Source organism: Flavobacterium ichthyis, from assembly GCF_009915155.1.
Taxonomy (GTDB): domain Bacteria; phylum Bacteroidota; class Bacteroidia; order Flavobacteriales; family Flavobacteriaceae; genus Flavobacterium; species Flavobacterium ichthyis.
Genome location: NZ_JAABLM010000004.1, coordinates 38,808 through 58,828, shown reverse-complemented (window position 1 = coordinate 58,828; position 20,021 = coordinate 38,808). Strand labels below are relative to the sequence as shown.

20 protein-coding genes and 4 tRNA genes are annotated in these 20,021 nt (G+C 36.2%); 1 reads left to right on the top strand and 23 read right to left on the bottom strand.

Going from position 1 to position 20,021, the window contains the following annotated elements; all coding sequences use genetic code 11:
• Window positions 1-41 precede the first annotated feature (41 nt).
• From rplL to GV828_RS04225, 18 genes are all read right to left on the bottom strand, one after another.
• Window positions 42-413, bottom strand: coding sequence for a 50S ribosomal protein L7/L12 (gene rplL / locus GV828_RS04310; protein ID WP_166536249.1), 372 nt, complete (start codon window positions 411-413; stop codon window positions 42-44).
• A 56-nt stretch (window positions 414-469) separates the two neighbouring features.
• The gene (rplJ, locus tag GV828_RS04305; protein WP_166536248.1) at window positions 470-970 is read right to left on the bottom strand and encodes a 50S ribosomal protein L10; all 501 of its coding nucleotides are present in this window, start codon (window positions 968-970) and stop codon (window positions 470-472) included.
• A 22-nt stretch (window positions 971-992) separates the two neighbouring features.
• Window positions 993-1,682 carry a 50S ribosomal protein L1 gene (gene rplA / locus GV828_RS04300; protein WP_166536247.1) on the bottom strand — a complete coding sequence of 230 codons (690 nt, stop codon included), beginning with the start codon at window positions 1,680-1,682 and terminating at the stop codon, window positions 993-995.
• Between the two features lie 8 nt (window positions 1,683-1,690).
• Entirely contained in the window at window positions 1,691-2,131 is a 441-nt protein-coding gene (gene rplK, locus GV828_RS04295) for a 50S ribosomal protein L11 (RefSeq protein ID WP_166536246.1), read from the bottom strand.
• 65 nt (window positions 2,132-2,196) lie between these two features.
• A complete protein-coding gene (gene nusG, locus GV828_RS04290; protein ID WP_166536245.1) occupies window positions 2,197-2,748 on the bottom strand; it encodes a transcription termination/antitermination protein NusG in 552 nt (183 codons plus the stop codon).
• Between the two features lie 5 nt (window positions 2,749-2,753).
• Window positions 2,754-2,948, bottom strand: a complete 195-nt coding sequence (secE, locus tag GV828_RS04285; RefSeq protein WP_166536244.1) for a preprotein translocase subunit SecE — start codon at window positions 2,946-2,948, stop codon at window positions 2,754-2,756.
• Window positions 2,949-2,965: 17 nt separating this feature from the next.
• Window positions 2,966-3,036: transfer RNA gene (locus tag GV828_RS04280), tRNA-Trp, on the bottom strand.
• 60 nt (window positions 3,037-3,096) lie between these two features.
• Window positions 3,097-4,290: an elongation factor Tu gene (tuf, locus tag GV828_RS04275; RefSeq protein WP_166536243.1), complete on the bottom strand. Its 1,194-nt coding sequence runs from the start codon at window positions 4,288-4,290 to the stop codon at window positions 3,097-3,099.
• Window positions 4,291-4,341: 51 nt separating this feature from the next.
• Window positions 4,342-4,413 (bottom strand) — tRNA-Thr (locus GV828_RS04270).
• 33 nt (window positions 4,414-4,446) lie between these two features.
• A tRNA-Tyr gene (locus GV828_RS04265) sits at window positions 4,447-4,527 on the bottom strand.
• A 33-nt stretch (window positions 4,528-4,560) separates the two neighbouring features.
• A tRNA-Thr gene (locus GV828_RS04260) sits at window positions 4,561-4,634 on the bottom strand.
• Window positions 4,635-4,723: 89 nt separating this feature from the next.
• Complete coding sequence (gene hpf, locus GV828_RS04255) at window positions 4,724-5,026, bottom strand: ribosome hibernation-promoting factor, HPF/YfiA family (protein WP_166536242.1); 303 nt, start codon at window positions 5,024-5,026, stop codon at window positions 4,724-4,726.
• 35 nt (window positions 5,027-5,061) lie between these two features.
• Window positions 5,062-5,958 (bottom strand): tyrosine-type recombinase/integrase, encoded by an 897-nt coding sequence (locus GV828_RS04250; RefSeq protein WP_166536241.1) that lies wholly within the window; start codon window positions 5,956-5,958, stop codon window positions 5,062-5,064.
• 74 nt (window positions 5,959-6,032) lie between these two features.
• A complete protein-coding gene (gene rpsU / locus GV828_RS04245) occupies window positions 6,033-6,227 on the bottom strand; it encodes a 30S ribosomal protein S21 (protein WP_166536240.1) in 195 nt (64 codons plus the stop codon).
• Window positions 6,228-6,457: 230 nt separating this feature from the next.
• Complete coding sequence (locus GV828_RS04240) at window positions 6,458-7,630, bottom strand: acyl-CoA dehydrogenase family protein (protein ID WP_166536239.1); 1,173 nt, start codon at window positions 7,628-7,630, stop codon at window positions 6,458-6,460.
• 28 nt (window positions 7,631-7,658) lie between these two features.
• Window positions 7,659-8,531 carry a helix-hairpin-helix domain-containing protein gene (locus GV828_RS04235; RefSeq protein ID WP_166536238.1) on the bottom strand — a complete coding sequence of 291 codons (873 nt, stop codon included), beginning with the start codon at window positions 8,529-8,531 and terminating at the stop codon, window positions 7,659-7,661.
• A gap of 37 nt (window positions 8,532-8,568) precedes the next feature.
• On the bottom strand, window positions 8,569-8,790 hold the full coding sequence (locus GV828_RS04230) for a PspC domain-containing protein (RefSeq protein ID WP_166536237.1): 222 nt from the start codon (window positions 8,788-8,790) through the stop codon (window positions 8,569-8,571).
• 25 nt (window positions 8,791-8,815) lie between these two features.
• Window positions 8,816-10,090, bottom strand: coding sequence for a DUF2851 family protein (locus GV828_RS04225; protein ID WP_166536236.1), 1,275 nt, complete (start codon window positions 10,088-10,090; stop codon window positions 8,816-8,818).
• A gap of 99 nt (window positions 10,091-10,189) precedes the next feature.
• Between GV828_RS04225 and GV828_RS04220 the strand changes: the two genes are divergently transcribed.
• Complete coding sequence (locus GV828_RS04220; RefSeq protein WP_166536235.1) at window positions 10,190-11,863, top strand: PNGase F N-terminal domain-containing protein; 1,674 nt, start codon at window positions 10,190-10,192, stop codon at window positions 11,861-11,863.
• A gap of 91 nt (window positions 11,864-11,954) precedes the next feature.
• Here GV828_RS04220 and GV828_RS04215 read toward each other — a convergent pair whose 3' ends face one another.
• The 5 genes from GV828_RS04215 to GV828_RS04195 all read right to left on the bottom strand — a co-directional run bounded on the left by GV828_RS04215 (window position 11,955) and on the right by GV828_RS04195 (window position 20,013).
• Window positions 11,955-13,316, bottom strand: a complete 1,362-nt coding sequence (locus tag GV828_RS04215) for a pyridoxal-phosphate dependent enzyme (RefSeq protein WP_166536234.1) — start codon at window positions 13,314-13,316, stop codon at window positions 11,955-11,957.
• A gap of 266 nt (window positions 13,317-13,582) precedes the next feature.
• Window positions 13,583-15,568 (bottom strand): putative porin, encoded by a 1,986-nt coding sequence (locus tag GV828_RS04210; RefSeq protein ID WP_166536233.1) that lies wholly within the window; start codon window positions 15,566-15,568, stop codon window positions 13,583-13,585.
• A gap of 96 nt (window positions 15,569-15,664) precedes the next feature.
• Window positions 15,665-17,530, bottom strand: coding sequence for a S8 family serine peptidase (locus GV828_RS04205; protein ID WP_166536232.1), 1,866 nt, complete (start codon window positions 17,528-17,530; stop codon window positions 15,665-15,667).
• A 141-nt stretch (window positions 17,531-17,671) separates the two neighbouring features.
• Window positions 17,672-18,541, bottom strand: a complete 870-nt coding sequence (locus tag GV828_RS04200) for a Calx-beta domain-containing protein (RefSeq protein WP_166536231.1) — start codon at window positions 18,539-18,541, stop codon at window positions 17,672-17,674.
• A 20-nt stretch (window positions 18,542-18,561) separates the two neighbouring features.
• Window positions 18,562-20,013, bottom strand: a complete 1,452-nt coding sequence (locus tag GV828_RS04195; protein WP_166536230.1) for a RagB/SusD family nutrient uptake outer membrane protein — start codon at window positions 20,011-20,013, stop codon at window positions 18,562-18,564.
• Window positions 20,014-20,021: the final 8 nt, after the last annotated feature.

Genomic DNA, 20,021 nt, shown 5'->3' with positions numbered 1-20,021 from the left:
AATATCCAAGGCCTAAACCTAGTTCTTGTAAACTGGTAAACTTATTTAAGCTCAACAACAGCTCCAGCTTCTTCCAAAGCTTTCTTAAGACCTTCAGCCTCATCTTTAGAAACACCTTCTTTGATGTTAGATGGAGCACCGTCAACGATGTCTTTAGCTTCTTTTAGACCAAGTCCTGTTAATTCTTTAACAGCTTTTACTACTGCTAATTTAGAAGCACCAGCATCTTTCAATACTACTGTAAATTCTGATTGCTCTTCAGCAGCAGCACCAGCATCACCACCACCAGAAACTACAACTGCAGCTGCAGCTGGTTCGATACCGTACTCGTCTTTTAAAATTGTTGCTAAATCGTTAACTTCTTTTACTGTTAAGTTAACTAATTGTTCTGCGAATTGTTTCAAATCTGCCATTTTTTCTATCGTTTAAAGATTTTTTTTAAATATAATTGTAATTTGTGCGTACTTAATTAAGCCTCTGCTCCTTCTTCGTCTTTGAATTGGTTTTTAAGAGCTGATATAACTCTTTGTGCAGGAGACTGAAGTAATCCGATAATTTCTCCGATAACCTCTTCTTTAGATTTAAGAGAAGCTAATGAATCAAGAAGGTTATCACCGATGTAAATTTCTTCATTGATATAAGCTCCTTTAAAAACTGGTTTATCAGATTTTTTACGGAATTCTTTGATAATTTTTGCAGGCGCGTTCGCAACGTCAGCAATTAAAATAGAGGTGTTTCCTTTCAACACTTCTGGCAATTCGCCATAGTTATTGCTTGAGGCTTCCATTGCTTTTCCAAGCAAAGTATTTTTTACAACTTCTAATTTAATTCCGGCTTTGAAACAAGCTCTACGAAGGTTTGAAGTAGTTTCTGCATTTAAGCCAGAAATATCTGCTACATAAACAATATTAGTACCAGCTAACTGTGCAGTTAAATCTTCAATCGCGATTGATTTTTCTTCTCTAGTCATACTAAAAATTTTTAACTACCAATTATACCGCTTTAGGATCTAAGGCGATAGCAGGACTCATTGTTGATGAGATGTGGATACTTTTGATGTAAGTACCTTTCGCTGCAGTTGGTTTCATTTTGATTAATGTTTGAATAATTTCGTGTGCATTTTCTGAAATTTTGTTTGCTTCAAAAGAAACTCTTCCAATTCCAGCATGAACGATTCCGGTTTTATCAACTTTAAAGTCAATTTTACCTGCTTTTACTTCTTGAACAGCTTTCGCTACATCCATAGTTACAGTTCCGGTTTTAGGGTTTGGCATAAGACCTCTTGGTCCTAAAACTCTACCTAACGGACCCAATTTACCCATAACTGCTGGCATTGTGATGATTACATCAACATCTGTCCAACCGTCTTTGATTTTTTGTAAATAATCGTCCAAACCTACGTGATCTGCACCAGCCGCTTTAGCTTCGGCTTCTTTATCTGGCGTTACAAGAGCTAAAACTCTTACATCTTTACCAGTTCCGTGAGGCAATGTTACCACACCTCTTACCATTTGATTTGCTTTTCTTGGATCTACACCCAATTTAACAGCGATATCAACAGACTCATCAAATTTTGCAGAAGCAACTGTTTTGATAAGTTCAGAAGCATCTTTTAAAGAATATAATTTATTCTTTTCAATTTTTGATGCTGCCTCTTTTTGTTTTTTAGTCAATTTTGCCATGTTTTTTCTTAATTAGAAGGAGCATCTCCAGTTACTGTAATACCCATAGATCTTGCAGTTCCCGCAATCATACTCATTGCAGACTCTAATGTAAATGCATTTAAGTCAGCCATTTTGTCTTCAGCGATTGCTTTAATTTGATCCATAGTAACTTTTGCTACTTTTTTACGGTTTGGTTCTCCTGAACCTCCTTTTAATTTCGCAGCTTCTAACAATTGAACAGCAGCGGGTGGCGTTTTTACAACAAAGTCAAATGACTTGTCTTTGTACACAGTAATTTGTACAGGCAAAACTTTACCGGGTTTATCTTGGGTTCTCGCATTAAATTGCTTACAGAACTCCATGATGTTAACTCCAGCAGCTCCCAGAGCAGGTCCAACCGGTGGCGAAGGGTTCGCGGCACCTCCCTTAACTTGTAGTTTAACTACTTTACTAATCTCTTTAGCCATTGTTTAAAAAAATTTACACTTTCAGTGGAAGCAGAAAGTGTGGATTATAGATAATGTAACAAAATTTATACTTTTTCTACTTGCATAAAACTTAGCTCTAATGGTGTTTTTCTTCCGAAAATTTTAACCATAACTTCAAGTTTACGCTTCTCTTCGTTGATTTTTTCAACTGTTCCATTAAAACCATTAAAAGGACCATCTACAACTTTTACAGTTTCACCAACTGTAAATGGAATAGCTTGGTTATCAGTTTTCACAGCCAATTCATCAACTTTACCTAACATACGGTTTACCTCAGACTGACGCAAAGGCACAGGATCTCCGCCTTTTGTTTCACCTAAAAAACCTATAACGCCGGTAATTGACTTGATAATGTGTGGTATCTCACCTACTAAATTAGCTTCAACCATCACATAACCCGGGAAATAGACACGGTCTTTGTTGATTTTTTTTCCATCACGTACTTGTACCACTTTTTCAGTTGGCACTAATACTTGAGAAATATAATCAGACATTCCCAAACGATTAGTTTCAGTTTCTATGTAGGCTTTTACTTTGTTCTCTTGACCGCTAACGGCGCGAACAACGTACCATTTTTTCACATTGTTATCCGTCATGACAATTATTTCAATAAATTATAGAAACCTTCGATTGCTTTAGCAAATACTACATCTACCCCCCAAGTTGCCAATGCAAATACCACAGAGAAAACAGCAACGATAATCGTCAGACGTTGAACTTCTGCCCATTCTGGCCAGGTAACATTATTTTTTAATTCCTCGAAAGCTTCGGAAATATAATTAACAACTTTTGCCATTATAATTTATTTTTTTGCACGGGCGGAGGGATTCGAACCCCCATCAACGGTTTTGGAGACCGCTATTCTACCCTTGAACTACGCCCGTTTATTAAAAACCAGCAGTATCGCGAGACACTGCTGGCTCATTATTTATTTTTTTCTTGAATTAGTCAAGAATTTCAGTTACCTGACCAGCACCTACAGTTCTACCACCTTCACGGATAGCGAAACGTAAACCAACGCTTAATGCAATTGGGCTTAATAAAGCTACTTCGATAGTCAAGTTATCACCTGGCATTACCATCTCTACACCTGCAGGTAAAGAAATAACTCCTGTTACGTCAGTTGTACGTACGTAGAACTGCGGACGGTAGTTATTGTGGAATGGCGTGTGACGACCACCTTCTTCTTTTTTCAAGATATAAACCTCAGCTTTGAATTTAGCGTGTGGTTTTACTGATCCTGGCTTAATGATTACCATACCTCTACGGATATCAGCTTTATCAATACCTCTTAACAATAAACCTACGTTATCTCCAGCTTCACCTCTATCAAGGATTTTACGGAACATCTCAACCCCTGTAATAGTAGAAGTTAATTTATCAGCTCCCATACCGATGATTTCAACAGGATCTCCAGTATTAGCAACTCCAGTTTCGATACGACCTGTAGCAACAGTTCCACGACCTGTAATTGTAAATACATCCTCAACTGGCATCAAGAATGGTTTGTTAACATCTCTTTCTGGCTCTTCGATCCAGTTGTCAACAGCATCCATTAATTCGATGATTTTAGGAACCCAGTTTGGATCAGCATTCAATCCACCTAAAGCAGAACCTTGAATTACCGGACCATTATCTCCATCATATTCGTAGAAAGATAATAAATCTCTGATTTCCATCTCAACAAGCTCTAATAACTCAGCATCATCAACCATATCCACTTTGTTCATGAATACAACAATACGAGGAATACCTACCTGACGACCTAAAAGGATGTGCTCACGAGTTTGTGGCATTGGACCGTCAGTTGCAGCTACTACAAGAATAGCACCATCCATCTGAGCAGCTCCAGTAACCATGTTTTTCACGTAATCCGCGTGACCTGGACAGTCAACGTGTGCATAGTGACGGTTAGCAGTTTCGTACTCTACGTGAGATGTATTAATTGTAATACCTCTTTCTTTCTCTTCTGGTGCGTTATCGATCTGGTCGAATGATTTAGCAGCAGTCTTAGAGTGACCAGCTTCTGCCAAAACTTTAGTGATAGCAGCAGTCAATGTAGTTTTTCCGTGATCCACGTGTCCAATTGTACCGATATTTAAGTGCGGTTTGGAACGATTAAAACTTTCTTTTGCCATTTTAATTAATTTTTAATCTTAGTTATATATTAGTGTTCAAATTCTTAAACGAGCCAATGACGGGATTTGAACCCGTGACCTCTTCCTTACCAAGGAAGCACTCTACCCCTGAGCTACACCGGCTTTTTTCCAATCATATTATGATTGTTTTTTTTGTGGGAAGAGCAGGATTCGAACCTGCGAAGGTTTCCCAACGGATTTACAGTCCGTCCTCGTTGGCCGCTTGAGTATCTTCCCTAACCTTTTAATTTTCAATATTTTATTATATTGAGCCGATGGAGGGACTCGAACCCACGACCTGCTGATTACAAATCAGCTGCTCTAGCCAACTGAGCTACACCGGCGACTCAATAAAAAAGTCCGCTATTTCTAACGGACTGCAAATGTATATCTTTTTGTTTCTTATTCAAAATATTTTTGAAAAAAAATTATATTATATATGAGTTCTTACTTTTTCCTTCCTTTTTAAAAGTACTCTTTGCATTGCTTCTGCGCAAAGTTCCACGCCTTCTTCAAAGGTTTTGCATTGCTTTTTTACGATAAATTCATCCCCAGGCACGCTTATTTTCATCTCCGTAATTTTATTTTCTTTCTCACTTGTTTGCTCTACCTTTAGAAAAACGTCAGACGAAACGACTCTGTCATAAAATTTCTCTAACTTATCCATTTTCTCTTGAATGAAATCTACTAGTTTTCCGTCAACATTAAAGTTAACCGCATGAACATTTACCTTCATAATAATATAGTTTTTTTTGGATTAAACATTTGGAATTACTTTTGACCCCGAGGATGTGATTCGCCATATACTTTTTTTAGTTCTGCTAAACTGTTATGGGTATATATTTGCGTGGACGCCAAACTCGAATGCCCTAATAATTCCTTTACCGAATTTAAGTCTGCTCCATTGTTTAGCATGTGAGTCGCAAAAGTATGCCTTAATATATGCGGACTCTTTTTTGCCTTGGAAGAGACATGACTAAAGTACGTATTAATAATTCGATAAACAAAAGTTTCGTTTAATTTAACGCCTTTTGTACTTAGAAAAAAATATTCGGGCTCTCGAACCTCTTCCAACTCAGCTCTAAAGCGGTCGTAAAGCCTTGCTAAATCAGCAACTGAAGCGATGAGTGGTATTAATCTTTCCTTGTTTCTTTTTCCTAAAACTTTAATAATATTTCGGGACAAATCGACGTCTATATATTTAAGATTGATTAATTCGCTGCGTCGAATTCCGGTAGCGTAAAATAAATCGATTATTAATTTATTCCGAATGCCCTCAAAATCGTGACTGAAAACCGGAAGTTGCAGAACATCGTCTAATTCTTTTTCGGAAAAAGGGATTTGTACTTTTTGCGGCTTCTTGAGTGATTTGTGTTTTGCCAAAGGCGAGATGTCAATTTGCTTTATTTTAAGCAAAAATTTATAGTATGCCTTTAATGATGCTATTTTTCGATTGACCGAAGTATTGGATATTTTTGAATCAACTAATGATACTATCCAATTTCGAATCATCGCATAATTGACTGTGTCAATATTATCTTCCGCAAAATTTTGTTTGATAAATTGCGTGAATTCGGCTAAATCCTTAGTGTAAGCTAAAACGGTATGAGGAGAATATTTTTTCTCATTATTTAAATACTCGGCAAAAGCGGTTGCATTATCTCTCATCTATAAAAAAAGTCAGCTATCAAAGATAATAAAACTTTGATAACTGACTTTTGTATTACAACAGAAATTAACTACTATCCTTCCGCTTGGTCTCTCAACCCTTGGATGTAAGCCGCTTTCTGAATTTGTGCTCTTCTTGTTACTGACGGTTTTGTGAACGCTTGACGTGATCTTAACTGACGAACAGTTCCAGTTTTGTCAAATTTTCTTTTGTAGCGTTTTAGCGCTCTATCAATATTTTCTCCGTCTTTAATTGGTATAATCAACATAATTTAGACACCTCCTCTCATTTACGGGTGCAAAGATACACTTTATTTTAAATTATGAAGCAGGAATGTGATTATTTTTTAGCCCGGATAGAAACGGTTATCCTTTTTACGGAAAACGGTAGTTTTTTCTTATCAAAAAAGAGCGACCAACGGAAGCTCCTTTTTTTATTTAGAAAAACACAGTTTGAAGTAAAAAGATAATAGTGAATAGCCGGATTAGCTTCTAAAAATTATTTTTTAACTGCAGGATTATAACTTTTTTGGTCGATGATCATTTTGGATAAAATCTCTTTCAAAATTTCGGATGTTCCTCCGCCAATTGGCCCTAAACGGCTGTCTCTAAACAATCTTGCCAACGGATAATCTTCCATATAACCGTAACCGCCAAGCATTTGTAAGCAACTGTAGATGGTTTCGTCGGCTACTTCTGTGGATTTTAATTTTGCCATCGTGGCTTCTTTTACTACGTATTCACCTTGAATTAATCGGGCAACAGCGGCGTAATTAAATAATTTGCAATGTTCGACATCAGTGGCGTGTTCGACCATTGTGTGTCGCAAAGCTTGAAATTTATTAATTGTTGTGCCAAATGCCTCGCGTTCTGACATATATTGTATGGTGTAATTGAGTGCAAATTCTGCTCTGGCGTGTGCATTGATGGCCATAATCAATCTTTCTAAGGCGAAATGTTGCATGATGTACGGAAATCCTTTGCCTTCTTCGCCCATTAAATTTTCGGCGGGAATGCTCACTTGGTCAAACGAAATTTCTGCCGTATCCGAAGCTCTCCAACCCAATTTATCGAGTTTGGTAGCGGTGATTCCATCACTTTTTGCATCTACCAAAAATATGCTGATGCCTTTGTTACCAAGTTCTGGAGTGGTTTTTGCCGCTACAACATAATAGTCTGCATAAACTCCATTGGTGATAAAAGTTTTCGAACCGTTGATGATGTATTGGTCGCCTTTTTTCACCGCCGTTGTTTTCATTCCGGCAACGTCGCTTCCGCCAAATGGTTCGGAAATACACAAAGCGCCAATTTTATCGCCAGAAATACTGTCGGCTAAATATTCTTGTTTGATTCTTTCGTCGCCTTCGGCTTGCAAATGTGTCATGGCAAGATAAGCGTGAGCCCACATTGCTGCTGCAAAACCTGAAGATTTTATTTGTTGTAATTCTTCTAAAAAAATTACGGTATAAAATAAATCTAAGCCTAAACCTCCATAAGTTTCAGGATACGTCAGTCCGAAAAAGCCCATTTCTCCAAATTTTTTCCAGATAAATCGCTCAATCGTACCGGTTTTTTCCCATTTCTCAATGTGGGGAACTACTTCTTTTTGTAAAAAATCGCGAAAACTGGCACGAAACATTTCATGCTCTTCTGTAAAGTATAATGAACTCATATATTAAAAGGTATTTTAGACTATCTTTTTAGAATTCCAAATATAATGCAATTATCTTCACTTTTTCAACGGGAAAACCTTTTATTTTTGTTAAATCCTCAATACCACTAATCTTGTTATTCATACTTCTGTAAGTTATAATTTCCTTACTTATCGGATATTTAAAATATGGAAATTGCCCCAGTTCTTTCATTGACGCATCATTGATTTTAATTTTTTTAACCACAGGCATTTTTTCCACTCTAAATCGCTGGTTCAATTGAGCAATTACATCTGGCGAAAGTCCCCAAATATCCTGCATTTGCTCCATATTGACAAAGCCGCCCAACAATTCTTTTTGTTTCAAAATTCTATCAGAGAGCCCATCGCCAATACCGTAAACTTTGATTAAATCTTCTTTTGTTGCCAAATTAATATCAATGATTTGAATTTTTTCTTTGGCAAAATTATTTTTAGGAATGGAATGATCTTGAAAATTTTGTTTTTTGTTTTTCGCCCAATCCGGAAATTTAAAGTAAGGCGAAATTTTGGCTAACAAAGAATCGGAAACTTTAGTGACGGCTTGAAATTCTGCAGCAGAATTGACAAATTTATTTTGTTTTCGATAGGCAAAAAGCCGGTCAATTTCCGCAGTGGAAATTCCTAATTTGTAAGCGCGATAATCCGTGAGAAAATTGGGGTTGAATGGGTAAATTTTTTCGGAAATATTTTGCTCGGCTAAATTGACAGAATCTATCGAGGCTTGTAAACTTAACCATTTTTTTTCTTCCACCGAAGCGGTTTTGACTGATTTTTGCTTGATGAAAAAAAAAGCAGTTTGGCAAGCAATAATTAAAACAGCCAGGATTAAAATGCCGGCTCTTTCTCCCGAAGAGAATTTGAAAAAAGAAAATTTTGGCATGTATTCATCATTTTGGCGGGGAAAAAATTAAAAAAATTTAGAGGTCAAAAACTGAACTTCGTTTGGTATAAATTAAATCTTTCAGCCGGACCAAAAAAGCGAGCGTTAAGTAAACACCAAACCAAAGCCCTACAGTAAAAAAAGAAATATAAATAAAAAACAACCTAACACTTGAAGCTCGCATTCCTAAACGATCTGCAAGCCTTGAAGAAACTTCAAAACCGTGTTTTTCAAAAAAATGTCGAATGTTCGTAACCATTGTTTTTTTTTTCAAAAATAAAAAATTATTCGTGATTTTTCATCAATACTAAGCCAATATTACATTTTAAACAATTTCGGTAATTGCAATATTCATTTTTGAGTTGTAGCAACGATTGACTATCGTATGCATTTTTCGATTTTAAGCCAATCATGTCAAATTTACCAACGACATTATTTTGTTCAGGCGAAATTTGCTGCATTAAGACAATAAGGTCTTCAGAAATTTCTTTGCCCATGAATTTTGAATAGGCAAATTTGAACGGAATTACAGTATTCATTACCAGCAAATCGATAAAATTTTTTGAAAGTTTCTTAGTTTTAAACTTGCTCTCCCGATCAAAAAGGTAATGCGTTTGCCAATATTGTGAAGCCGAAACATTAAAAATGTCATAAATTTCTGCCAAAGAATTGCTCTCAATTATTTTCAGGAATAAATGTTCTTGTTGATGGTAAAGTTGCGCCAATTGTGTCAATCTAATTGTTGGAAAATTGTCCGGACGGTGTTTAAAAAACTCGAGTTGCGAAATGTATTTTTGCGACAAATTATATTTTTGAGTAAGATATTTAAACCGAAATTTCAAATCCTTGGCATACAAATCCTCAAGCGAAACATCGAGCAAGTGCGTGAGTCCAAAAAACAAAGCTTCCAGATTTTCGTGCTCAAATTTTTCTTTTAGGATGATGGAAAACGGAATCAATTTTGCCATTTCAAAAAAAGAATTTCCATTTGTATTCAATCCAAAATTTTTTGCTAATGCACAAAATAGAACGGCTTCCCAATCATTTGCCATTTCGTCAAGCATCTCAAAAATGGGCTGACATTTGCGTTGCAATCTTTCGAAAAAAAGTTTTTCTTTAAAATTATCAATGACAAAAGAATCGATAGAGGCAATTTGATTTTCGCAATAAATCCACTTTTTTTGACTAATTAAAGCGTTGTATTTTGACAAAATAGTTGGCGAAACATAGTTTTTAAGTTCCAAAACAGGAATTTCTGAATTGTCGTTTCTAAAAACAACAGCGTCATTTTCCCAAACTACGTGAAGAATAACATTGTCATAATTAGAATCTCGCTCGTGAGAATGTAAATACCAATCGGAAGATTTAAGGTGAATTTCCACATTTCCAGCCCATTTTTGCCCGCCAATTTCAATTTGAGCATTAAAAAAATCCGGACCAGAAAATTGTAGATACTGCCCGGAATTAAAAATAATCACTTTTTCGTTGTGAGCAGTTTTAAGATTTGTAAAGTCAAATTGTTTAAACTGCCATACATAATGCAAAAAATCTTCTTTCATATTTCGGTAGATAATAAAAAGGGTTGGCAAATATTGTCGTGATTAAATTTACAAATTTTCTTGAAATGAGTGTATCTTTGAATAAACTCTAATTTTCCTATGAAAAATATTTTGCTGGCAATAGCCTTTTTAAGTTGCAATTTTATGATTGCTCAAAAAAAACCAACCGCATTAAAGGTTACTTATAGTCGTAGTTCTAATGGAAAAACAATCGAAAATCAGGACAAAATTTTAGTTTTCGCAGATAAAAATTTGACTTATGTAACGAGCGAAAAAGCTTACAATTCTCAGGCGAAATTTCCTATTGAAAATACTTTAATTCATCGAAAGGGAAATATATTATACCAAGTTGCCCAACTTTCGCCCGGAAAAAAAATTGCTACAATTGATAGTGTTTCGATTGGTAAACAGCAATTTGAACTATTGAGTGAAACCAAAACGATTTTAGGTTATCGTTGCAAAAAAGCAAAAACGATTATCAACTCTAACTCCATCGAAATTTGGTACACGAATGATTTGCAAATTTTTGGAGCACCAACTGTTTTAGGGCAAAATTTGGGTTTGGTTTTAGAAATGAACCGCAACAATAATTACGTAGTAACTGCAGAAAAAGTTGAAAATATCAAGGCTTTCCCAGAAGATTTAAAAATAAATTTATCCCAACTTTCCACCACCGATTTGTTGAGTTATCGCGATGTTTTATGGCAATCTAGATTTACTACAATTCCGGTTTTTAAAAACGAAACCATTCATTTTTCGGGAGAAGCCAAAAGTAACGATAGCATTTTAAGATTTGCCAACGGAACAGTGATTTTAAAAAAAATAAAATTTCCGGAAATTAATCCCGGAAGTCAAATTTTTGTGGATTTAAACGAGCAATCTTCTGGCGATGCTTATGATAGAACGGGTTCGGTATTTTTAATCGATGCTGAAGAAAATTTTTCTTTTTTCAACGGATTACAAAATGGTGTAAAATCGCTTCCCGCGTATGAAAATGGTAATGGCAAAAAATACCACGGAGTTGTAAAAACAAATAACTTTTCTCCGGTTTTAGAATTGATGCGCTTTTTTACACCATTTGGAATTAAAAATTTTAACCATATAGAAATTAAAGGCAAAACGTGGCATGAGATTGTGCCCTATCGTCAGGATATTTCGGAATTAAGAGATAAAATTTCTGGCAAAGAGGTTTATATCGGAACATTTATTGGAAATTATGACAAAGGTGGACACAAAGTTAATCTTAATATTACGATTCACCCCGAAGAAAATGCTCTTGCAAAAAAACAAATCGTGCTTTCTTTATTTAACACGACTAATATAATGGAAATGGCGGAACAAGATTATGCCACGATGTTCAACAGCGAAAAAGGTTTGGAAGTAAAATTTACTTTGGACAAAAATTTGAAAAACGTGCGTTTGCGATACATCACGACTGGACACGGAGGTTGGGAAAATGGTGACGAATTTGTCCCGAAAAAAAATACGATTATTTTAGACGGCAAAGAGATTTTTAGCTTCGTGCCTTGGCGAACGGATTGTGGATCGTACCGCTTGTTTAATCCGGCTTCAGGGAATTTTGCTAACGGACTTTCCTCGTCTGATTACAGCAGGTCAAATTGGTGTCCGGGAACTACCACTAATCCTATTTTTATTGATTTAGGCGATTTGACTGCCGGAGAACACAGCATTCGCGTGGTTATTCCACAAGGCGAAAGCGAAGGCGGAAGCTTTAGTTCTTGGAATGTTTCGGGAACTTTGATTGGAGAATAAAAAAATCCTGACGTTTGTTTCGTCAGGATATTTTTTATTTTTTTTAGTTCCTTTCACACAAAGGTAAATGAATTTCTAACTGTTTTTAATGTTATTGGATTGATCCAATAATGTCGTACTTCGTAATGATATGGTGTTTATTTTCGCCTAAATCTACTAAAACTGCTTGATTTTCTTTGCTAAATAATTTTGAAATTTCTTCAACCGAAGTTCCAGCTTTTACAATAGGATAAGGTTTGCCCATAACTTCGCGAACTGGTTTTTCTGCTAAGTTTTTATCTGAAATATAACTTTGGAACAAATCAGTTTCATCAATAGAACCTACGAATCCAGTAACGTCAATCACGGGAATTTGAGAAATCTTATGTTTTCTCATTCTCTCGATGGCGTGTGAAACTAATTCTTCAGTACGAACTACAACCAAAGGCTTGTCTTTATGATCTTTGATTAAATCTTCGGCTTTTTTAATTTCTTGGTCGAGGAAACCGCGTTCGCGCATCCAATCATCGTTGAACATTTTTCCTACGTAACGACTTCCCGAATCGTGGAAGAGTACTACTACTACATCAGTTGGTTTAAATTCATCTTTTAGTTGTAATAAACCTTTGATTGCAGCTCCAGCTGAATTACCTACAAAAATTCCTTCTTCTAAGGCTAATTTTCTGGTGTAAACTGCAGCATCTTTGTCCGTTACTTTTGTGAATCCGTCAATGAGTGAAAAATCAACGTTTTTAGGCAAAATGTCTTCGCCGATACCTTCGGTAATGTAAGAGTAGATTTCGTTTTCGTCAAAAATCCCGGTTTCGTGGTATTTTTTAAAAACTGAACCGTAAGTATCGATTCCCCAAATTTTAACGTTTGGATTTTTTTCTTTTAAATATTTCGCCACACCAGAGATAGTTCCTCCTGTCCCTACTCCAACTACGAAATGTGTGATTTTTCCTTCGGTTTGTTCCCAAATTTCAGGTCCTGTTTGTTCGTAATGTGCTGTTGCGTTTGACGGATTATCATACTGGTTTACGTACCACGCGTTTGGGGTTTCTTCAGCCAAACGTTTTGAAACCGAATAATAAGAACGTGGATCGGTTGGCTCAACATCTGTGGGACAAACGACAACTTTAGCACCAACGGCACGAAGGATGTCCATTTTTTCTTTAGATTGTTTATCCGAAATGACGCAAATTAATTTGTAACCTCTAACAATCGCTGCTAAAGCCAATCCCATTCCGGTATTTCCAGAAGTTCCTTCGATGATGGTTCCGCCGGGTTTAAGGCGACCGTCGGCTTCGGCATCGTCAATCATTTTTACAGCCATCCGATCCTTGACAGAATTTCCGGGATTAAAGGTTTCTACTTTTGCCAGTACTAAAGCGTCAACTTCTTGGGTTACTTTATTGAGTTTAACCAATGGTGTGTTTCCGATGGTTTCGAGTATATTTTTAGCGTATTTCATTTATTTTGAATGATTTTACAATTTTTTTGCAAATATAGGCTTTAAGTTACAGAGTTGCAATTGATAATTTTTCAGCAGATGTTTTGTGGTTAGCAGGATTTGCGTGAAGGATGGTAGCGGAAACCTACTGCTACAAAATACTTTAGATTTGCTTTTGTACAAAAGCGACCAGCGGAAGCTCTTTGTACAAAATTGCAAATCTGGTATTTTTTTGCAGTTGTTGAAGCGAACAGCCTGACCCGAAGGGGCACGCCCAACAATGTGTTTTAGGTGAAAAAATTCCAGACCAATCCGAAACGAACGGTGAAGTCTCGATAAGGATAATTAGGTGCGGAATAATAGTTGTTTTGCCCGAAAAGTGCGTTGAAATGTTCGGCTTTTAGGTAAATCCGGGTGTTACGAACTTTGGCATTTAAGAAGAAATCGAGCATGGGAAAATTACCTATTTTTTGCTGGTTTTGAATATGAAAATCGCCAATTACGGGGTTGTAATCGTCCGCAAAATAGTCGGTAAAATAGTTGAGGGTGAATCCTGTTTGGATGAAAAGTGCCTTCTTAAATAAATTATCTGTGTAGTATATGGTGTTTCGGGTTACGATTTTAGGAAGGTTGAGTATGTCTTGGTTTTGATCGATTTCTTGGTAAAGAATAGTGTTGTCTAACGCAAATTTTTTGTAGCGAAATTCTCTTGAAACTTTTACCGAGAGGTAGTTAATTCCTTCGGAAAATTGCTCGGGTGTTATGGTTACGGTTTGCGGATTAGTACTGGTGTTGCGAAAATAGAGGTGATCTGTTAGATTCGTAACTTCGATGGTGGCGTTTAACCATTGTGTATTGGCATTGAGGCTTAATTTATTGATTTTTTCATTGGCAAAATTATTTGACCAATTATAGGCCACGTAGCTGCTTTGGAACAAATTATAAGTGTGATCTGGGACTTTGCTGATGTTTTGATAGCTTGCGCTGAAATTATTCTTTTCGTTGAGTTTGTAGGAAAGGTTGAGATCAAGATTGGTCATTGCCTGATTGGAGATAGAATTTGAAAATTGAAAACGACCATTCCAATTGTTTTTTTGATAGGCGTATTGACCGCCAACAACGTTAAAATTGTCGCTCAACAAATTAGAAATTGGTGTTGTATCGTTGCCAAAAATGATTCGGTTATAGAAATAGTTATAGCGAAAATCTTCTATGAAAAACATAAATTGCCCGAGTGTGCTGTTTTCATAAATGGCGCCAACTTTGTTGAACATGCGGTTGTAACGAGATTTATCGTTAATGTTGGCAGAATTATACGAGTCGCCAAAACGTGAAAAAATTATGGTGCCTTCTGCGGGAGTAACGATTTGGGTAATGACAGTGGGTTGTCGATATTCGAAAAACTTGTGTTCGTAATTGAGTTGATGTGTGAAATACAGGTTGTTATTTCCGTGAGTTTTATTGAATCGAAAAATGTGGTCAACAAAATATCTATTACCTTTGAGAATTGTTCGGGCATCGTTAAGGTTTACATCAAGTCTCGAGCGATCACGGAAATCTTCGTCACCTGATTCGAAATCTTCTAAACTGAATACGCCACCGTTTTCACCATTGGTAAGGTCTTGTCCGGTAAAATGGGTTTTTAATCGATAACGGTTGTTTTTGGCGGCATAGTTAGCACTAAACTGGAAATTTCCGTTGCTTGATAGTTGATTTACGTATTTCCCAAGGGATCGCAAACCTCTATATCCTATCGCTAAATTTAACTGTTCGGACAAATTGATGGTAAATAAGGCATTGAGCATTTGCCCTTGTTCCATTGTAGTTTTGAAAAATAATTCGCTAAATGGTGTGGGAACATGGTAATAATTAATGTCTTGTACTTCTTGGTAATTGAAATGTTTTCCAGCATAACCAAGTGACGGATATGGTGATTGATTTTTGAGTCCGTAATTGAGGGTTGTAAAGGTTTGTCCTTCATTGGCAAACGGCATTAAACCAAACTGGTCTCGACGGAGGTAATTGAACTTGTATTCTTTTTGAATGGTAAGCGAGGTATCTACGTAGGTCGTGTCATTATTAATAGAAATAATTTTGTAGAGATCAATTGAGGGGATGGAGTCTTGAGAAATGCTTGTTGTTAGCTGAGACTTATCACCTAATGAAATATTATTTTCGACCGAAAGGTTTGCTTCTCGGCGTGTTTTGATTTGAGCAGCGGTTTGTGAGGAAGCGCAAATAAGAAGCAGAATAATAATTAACCTAAAGTTCATTTTAAAAAAATTTGTTCAAAGATACCTAATTTGAAGTATAGAATTAAAAAAGCCGCTTGATAACAAACGGCTTTTTAAAAATATTTTTCAAGAATATTATTTTTTGACGAATTTTTTAGTGACTACACTATTTTCTGTAGCAATTCTCAAGAAGTAAACTCCAGATTGCAATGCTGATACGTTAATAGATTTATCATTTAAATCGAAATTTGCATTAATCACTTTTCCAGTAATATCTAAAACTGTAAGATTAGTGATCTGTATATTGTCGTTAAATGCAAGGTTTAAAATATCATTTGCTGGATTTGGGTAGATTGAAATTGCGGCACGATCAAGTTTAAAGTTTTCGTTAGAAAGCGACAATTGTGGCCCAGAAACGATTAGTGAATATGGTTGTTGGCCTCCGGTAAGAGAACCTTTATGGGTAACTGTAACGCTATAAACTCCATTCGGGTTATCAATTTGCACTTTTTCATAATTATCACGGAAATTATCCTCTGTTCTTAAACCTTCAGCACTTGGATTTGATGGATTTAATGTCCATGGATAGTAAGTTGTCCCATCTTTAGTGATTCTAACATCTAAATCGTTAACAAGATACAAGGTTGATGGATCATTTGTACCAGTATTAACCGAAGTTGCTGGACGATCTGTCCATGAAATTGAGAGCATCAACGGTTCAGATCCAAAAGAAGAAATATCAAAAGTATAAGAAGCTGTGTTTAACAAAGATAACTCATCAATTATTGAAGAAACACCTTTGTCTCTAATAATCGTTGCAGCTCTTTCAGCGTTAATCAATCCCCATCCATGACGGTAATCGGGGCCTTCAAAAAGACCAGCTTCATCAGCACTATGCATGATTAACCCTTTTAAAGTAGCGGCTCTCATATAATTGCCATTCAAGCTATTATAATATTGTTGAAGTAAAAGTGCGGTTCCGGCTACTCCGGGAGAAGCCATAGAGGTGCCATTTAACACACCTTGATCAGTATCGCTACTACTCAAAGTAGATCTTACACTTACACCTTTAGTTACAACTTCTGGCTTTATTCTACCATCGTCAGTAGGCCCCCAATTACTAAAATTTGACATCGTGATAGACGAAGGACCTGTATAATTTAGAACCTGATTAACAGCTCCAACAGTTAAAAAATTCTTAGCCGTATTAAATCCGGCAATTAAATCGTAACCATCTTTCGTTGGATTATAAATTGCATAACTATCACGATCATTACCTGCCGCAGTAACTGGCAGATAATAAGGTGCAGCAAAAGTGATTTGGTCAACCGAACGTGCACGAGAGTCATAGGCTCCAAACATCCAAAGAGGTAAGGAACTTGCGTCCGGTCCATAGGAATGATTTGAAACCAACAGTCCACCAGCAGCAGCAGATGCCATTTCAGTTGAATCACTATTCCAATCGTAACTTCTCGCATTAGCTCTGAAAGCTAATCCACGCAACAACGGATTAAGACCAGCTGCAATAATTGTACCTGTCACGTGAGTGGCATGATCGTCAAAACCTGCACCATCGGCAGCAAATACTCGACCCTGAAATTCGTTATGGGTTACTCTTGCGGCACCTCCATCCCATATTCCAGCTGTCATGTTTTGTCCTTCAATATCTAATCCCAAGCTTCCTCCAGTGTAAAGGGCATTGGCACGAGCTGTTACCGCCGCATTCCTATTAAAGGTTACATTGTATAATGGATGACCATAATTGTCAATATCATAAATTTCCTTTATCACAAACCCGTCACGTACACGTTTTGAATATTCCGGGTTTTTTGATAAAAAATCATTGATACGCTCTTGTGCTTGTTGATACTCTTTTGACAATTTATCTGAAAGAATATTTAAATTATCAATATCAGTCTTATCGACGATTTTTTTCAGTTCTTCTTTAGTTTGAGCATAAGTGATCGAACTGATTAAAAGTAGAAATAAAATTTTTTTCATTTATATAAATTAAGTATAAAAAACAAATATAGAAAAAAGATGCTCTATTATTGGTAAGCTCTTGAATTTTAACGAAAAAAAAAAAAAAAAAAAAAAAGCGACAGTAAAAACTGCCGCTTTAATCAATGTATATACATTATATTAAGGAACTCGGATAATATTTGTTCCAGTGTAGAATGACCCAACAATTGTACCTTGACTATTACGTGCTAGAAGCGTATATTCTAATGTGATTTCACGAGTAGTCTCATCATAAAAACCACTTGCCTCGTAAACGGCATCTAACACACCTAAAGTAGCATGAGTCTGAGCAGCTGCCCTTGCCAAAGTTCTATCGACAATTGCTTCACCTTGAGTATCTCCATCAGAAAATGGAATTAAGCGAACATCATAAATAGCTGCAGTAGCACCTCCAATTCCTGGAAGGTCATTGTTCACTCTCAAAATATCACAAGTTCCAGCAGGGGTTGCTCCACCAGAACCAGGAGTTGAACCGTAACCTACATCTTCTACACTTAAAGCACCAAACCATAAATCATAGTTTGTAGGACAGTCATCGTTAACAATCACAACTGTTTTTTGAAAAGTTGCTGCGTTACCAGATAAACCAGCCATCACTGCTGGGTTTGACGAATTCAATTCAACTGAGAAAATTTTACTTTCATTAAAAACCTCGTCATCGATAACATTCAAAACAAACATTGCTGAAGTTTGACCAGCTGGGATAGTAACTATAGTATTAGCAAAAGTAAAGTCCACTCCCGTAACTGCAGTACTATCAGTTACAACTAAACTTACTTGTAAATCCGAATCTAAAGGAGATGAAAGACTTACTGGGATATTAACAGAACCGGCATTCTCTTGTACAGTTAACGTATTACTGTTACCACTTAAGCTTACAAAAGTAAAATCATCAAATGTTCGAAAAAGATTTTCCTCTATATCATCACAACCTAAAAACAGCAACGGTGATATTGCGAAAAATAATAAATATTTAGATAGTTTTTTCATTTTTCAATTTCTTTAAGAGATTAATTTTGATAATCTGGATTAGGGATAATGTTAGGATTAGAGTTTAAGGCAAGTTGCGAAATTGGCAATTGCCATAAATGAGAACTAGCAGGAACAGTCTGTGGAAATGCAATGTTACCAGCACCATCAGCCAAATGACCAAAACCAGATCTTTGAAGTCCTAATCCTAAACGTTTTAATGTAAAGAAACGATCAGATTCAAATGCTAACTCTAATCTTCTTTCGAGCATAATAGCATTCCATAATCCTTGACCAGATTCTGATCCAGGAGTATACGGACTGTATCGACGAGTACGAACCATATTCAACGCAGCAAGCGCACCTGCTTCGTCATTATTACGGAATTTAGCCTCAGCCATATTCAAATATACTTCTGAGGTTCTTAAATATTTACCATCAACGAATCTTAATCCAGAAGCATTTTGGTAATATTTAATAATGTGGTTGTACGTAAAGTCTCCCGTTTGAGAAGTTTGAATATACGCAGTTTTACGAATATCTGAATTTTGATATAATTGAAATAGTCCAAAATCACAAACATATTCAGAATACAATTGACCGTTTAACAACTGGTTGTAATCGTTTCCGATAAAAACGTTGTCTTGTTGGGTTATTTTAACCTTGAAAAGTACATCGTCAGAATTTGAATCTAACCAGGTAGCACGAAAATTGGCTCTAGAAACTAAAGTTGCTCCTGCATCAATAGATTCTTGAGCACGTTGAGCCGCTAAAACATGATTCCCTTGGTATAAATAGACACGTGACAACAAACCTTTAACGGCAGCTAAATCTAATTTACCCTCTCCATTATCAGTTGCAATCAGTGTTGAAGCTGTCTCAAGGTCATTAATAATTTCTGCGTAAGTTTCTTGAACTGTTTCTAATCTTGCTGGTCTCGCTTGTGGATCATAAGTTTTTGAGTACGCTATACCAATACTATTGTTAGCATCCGCAGATTGTGTAGGGATTTTTGAATAAAAACGTGCAACATCAAAATGGCATAATCCTCTAATTGCTAAAGCCTGTCCTAAAATGTTATTTTTAAAAGCTCCGTCATTTAGGTTATCTATTTGATCAATAATTAAGTTCGCTCTACTAATACTTCTGTACGCACTACCGTAAATTGCAGTTGGCGTATTATTTGTATTATAAGTAAACTCTGCAGTATTACGACCCGACTGTCTTCCTTCTGTATTAAAAATTAAATTATCTGACAAAATATCTGGCACGATAATTAATCCACCCGCCGAACCACCACCGTCGTAGTAACCTGCACTTCTGAACGCAGAATACAATGCAGTCGATGCTTGCTCAAAATCTGAAGGTGTTTGATAGAAGGTTTCTAACACTACAGCATCGTAGGGTTGGTAGTCGTCAATTTGATCATCACAGCTATAAAATACTGTGATACCAAAAACCGCTATTATAATTTTAAAAAATTTATTTTTCATTGCAATTT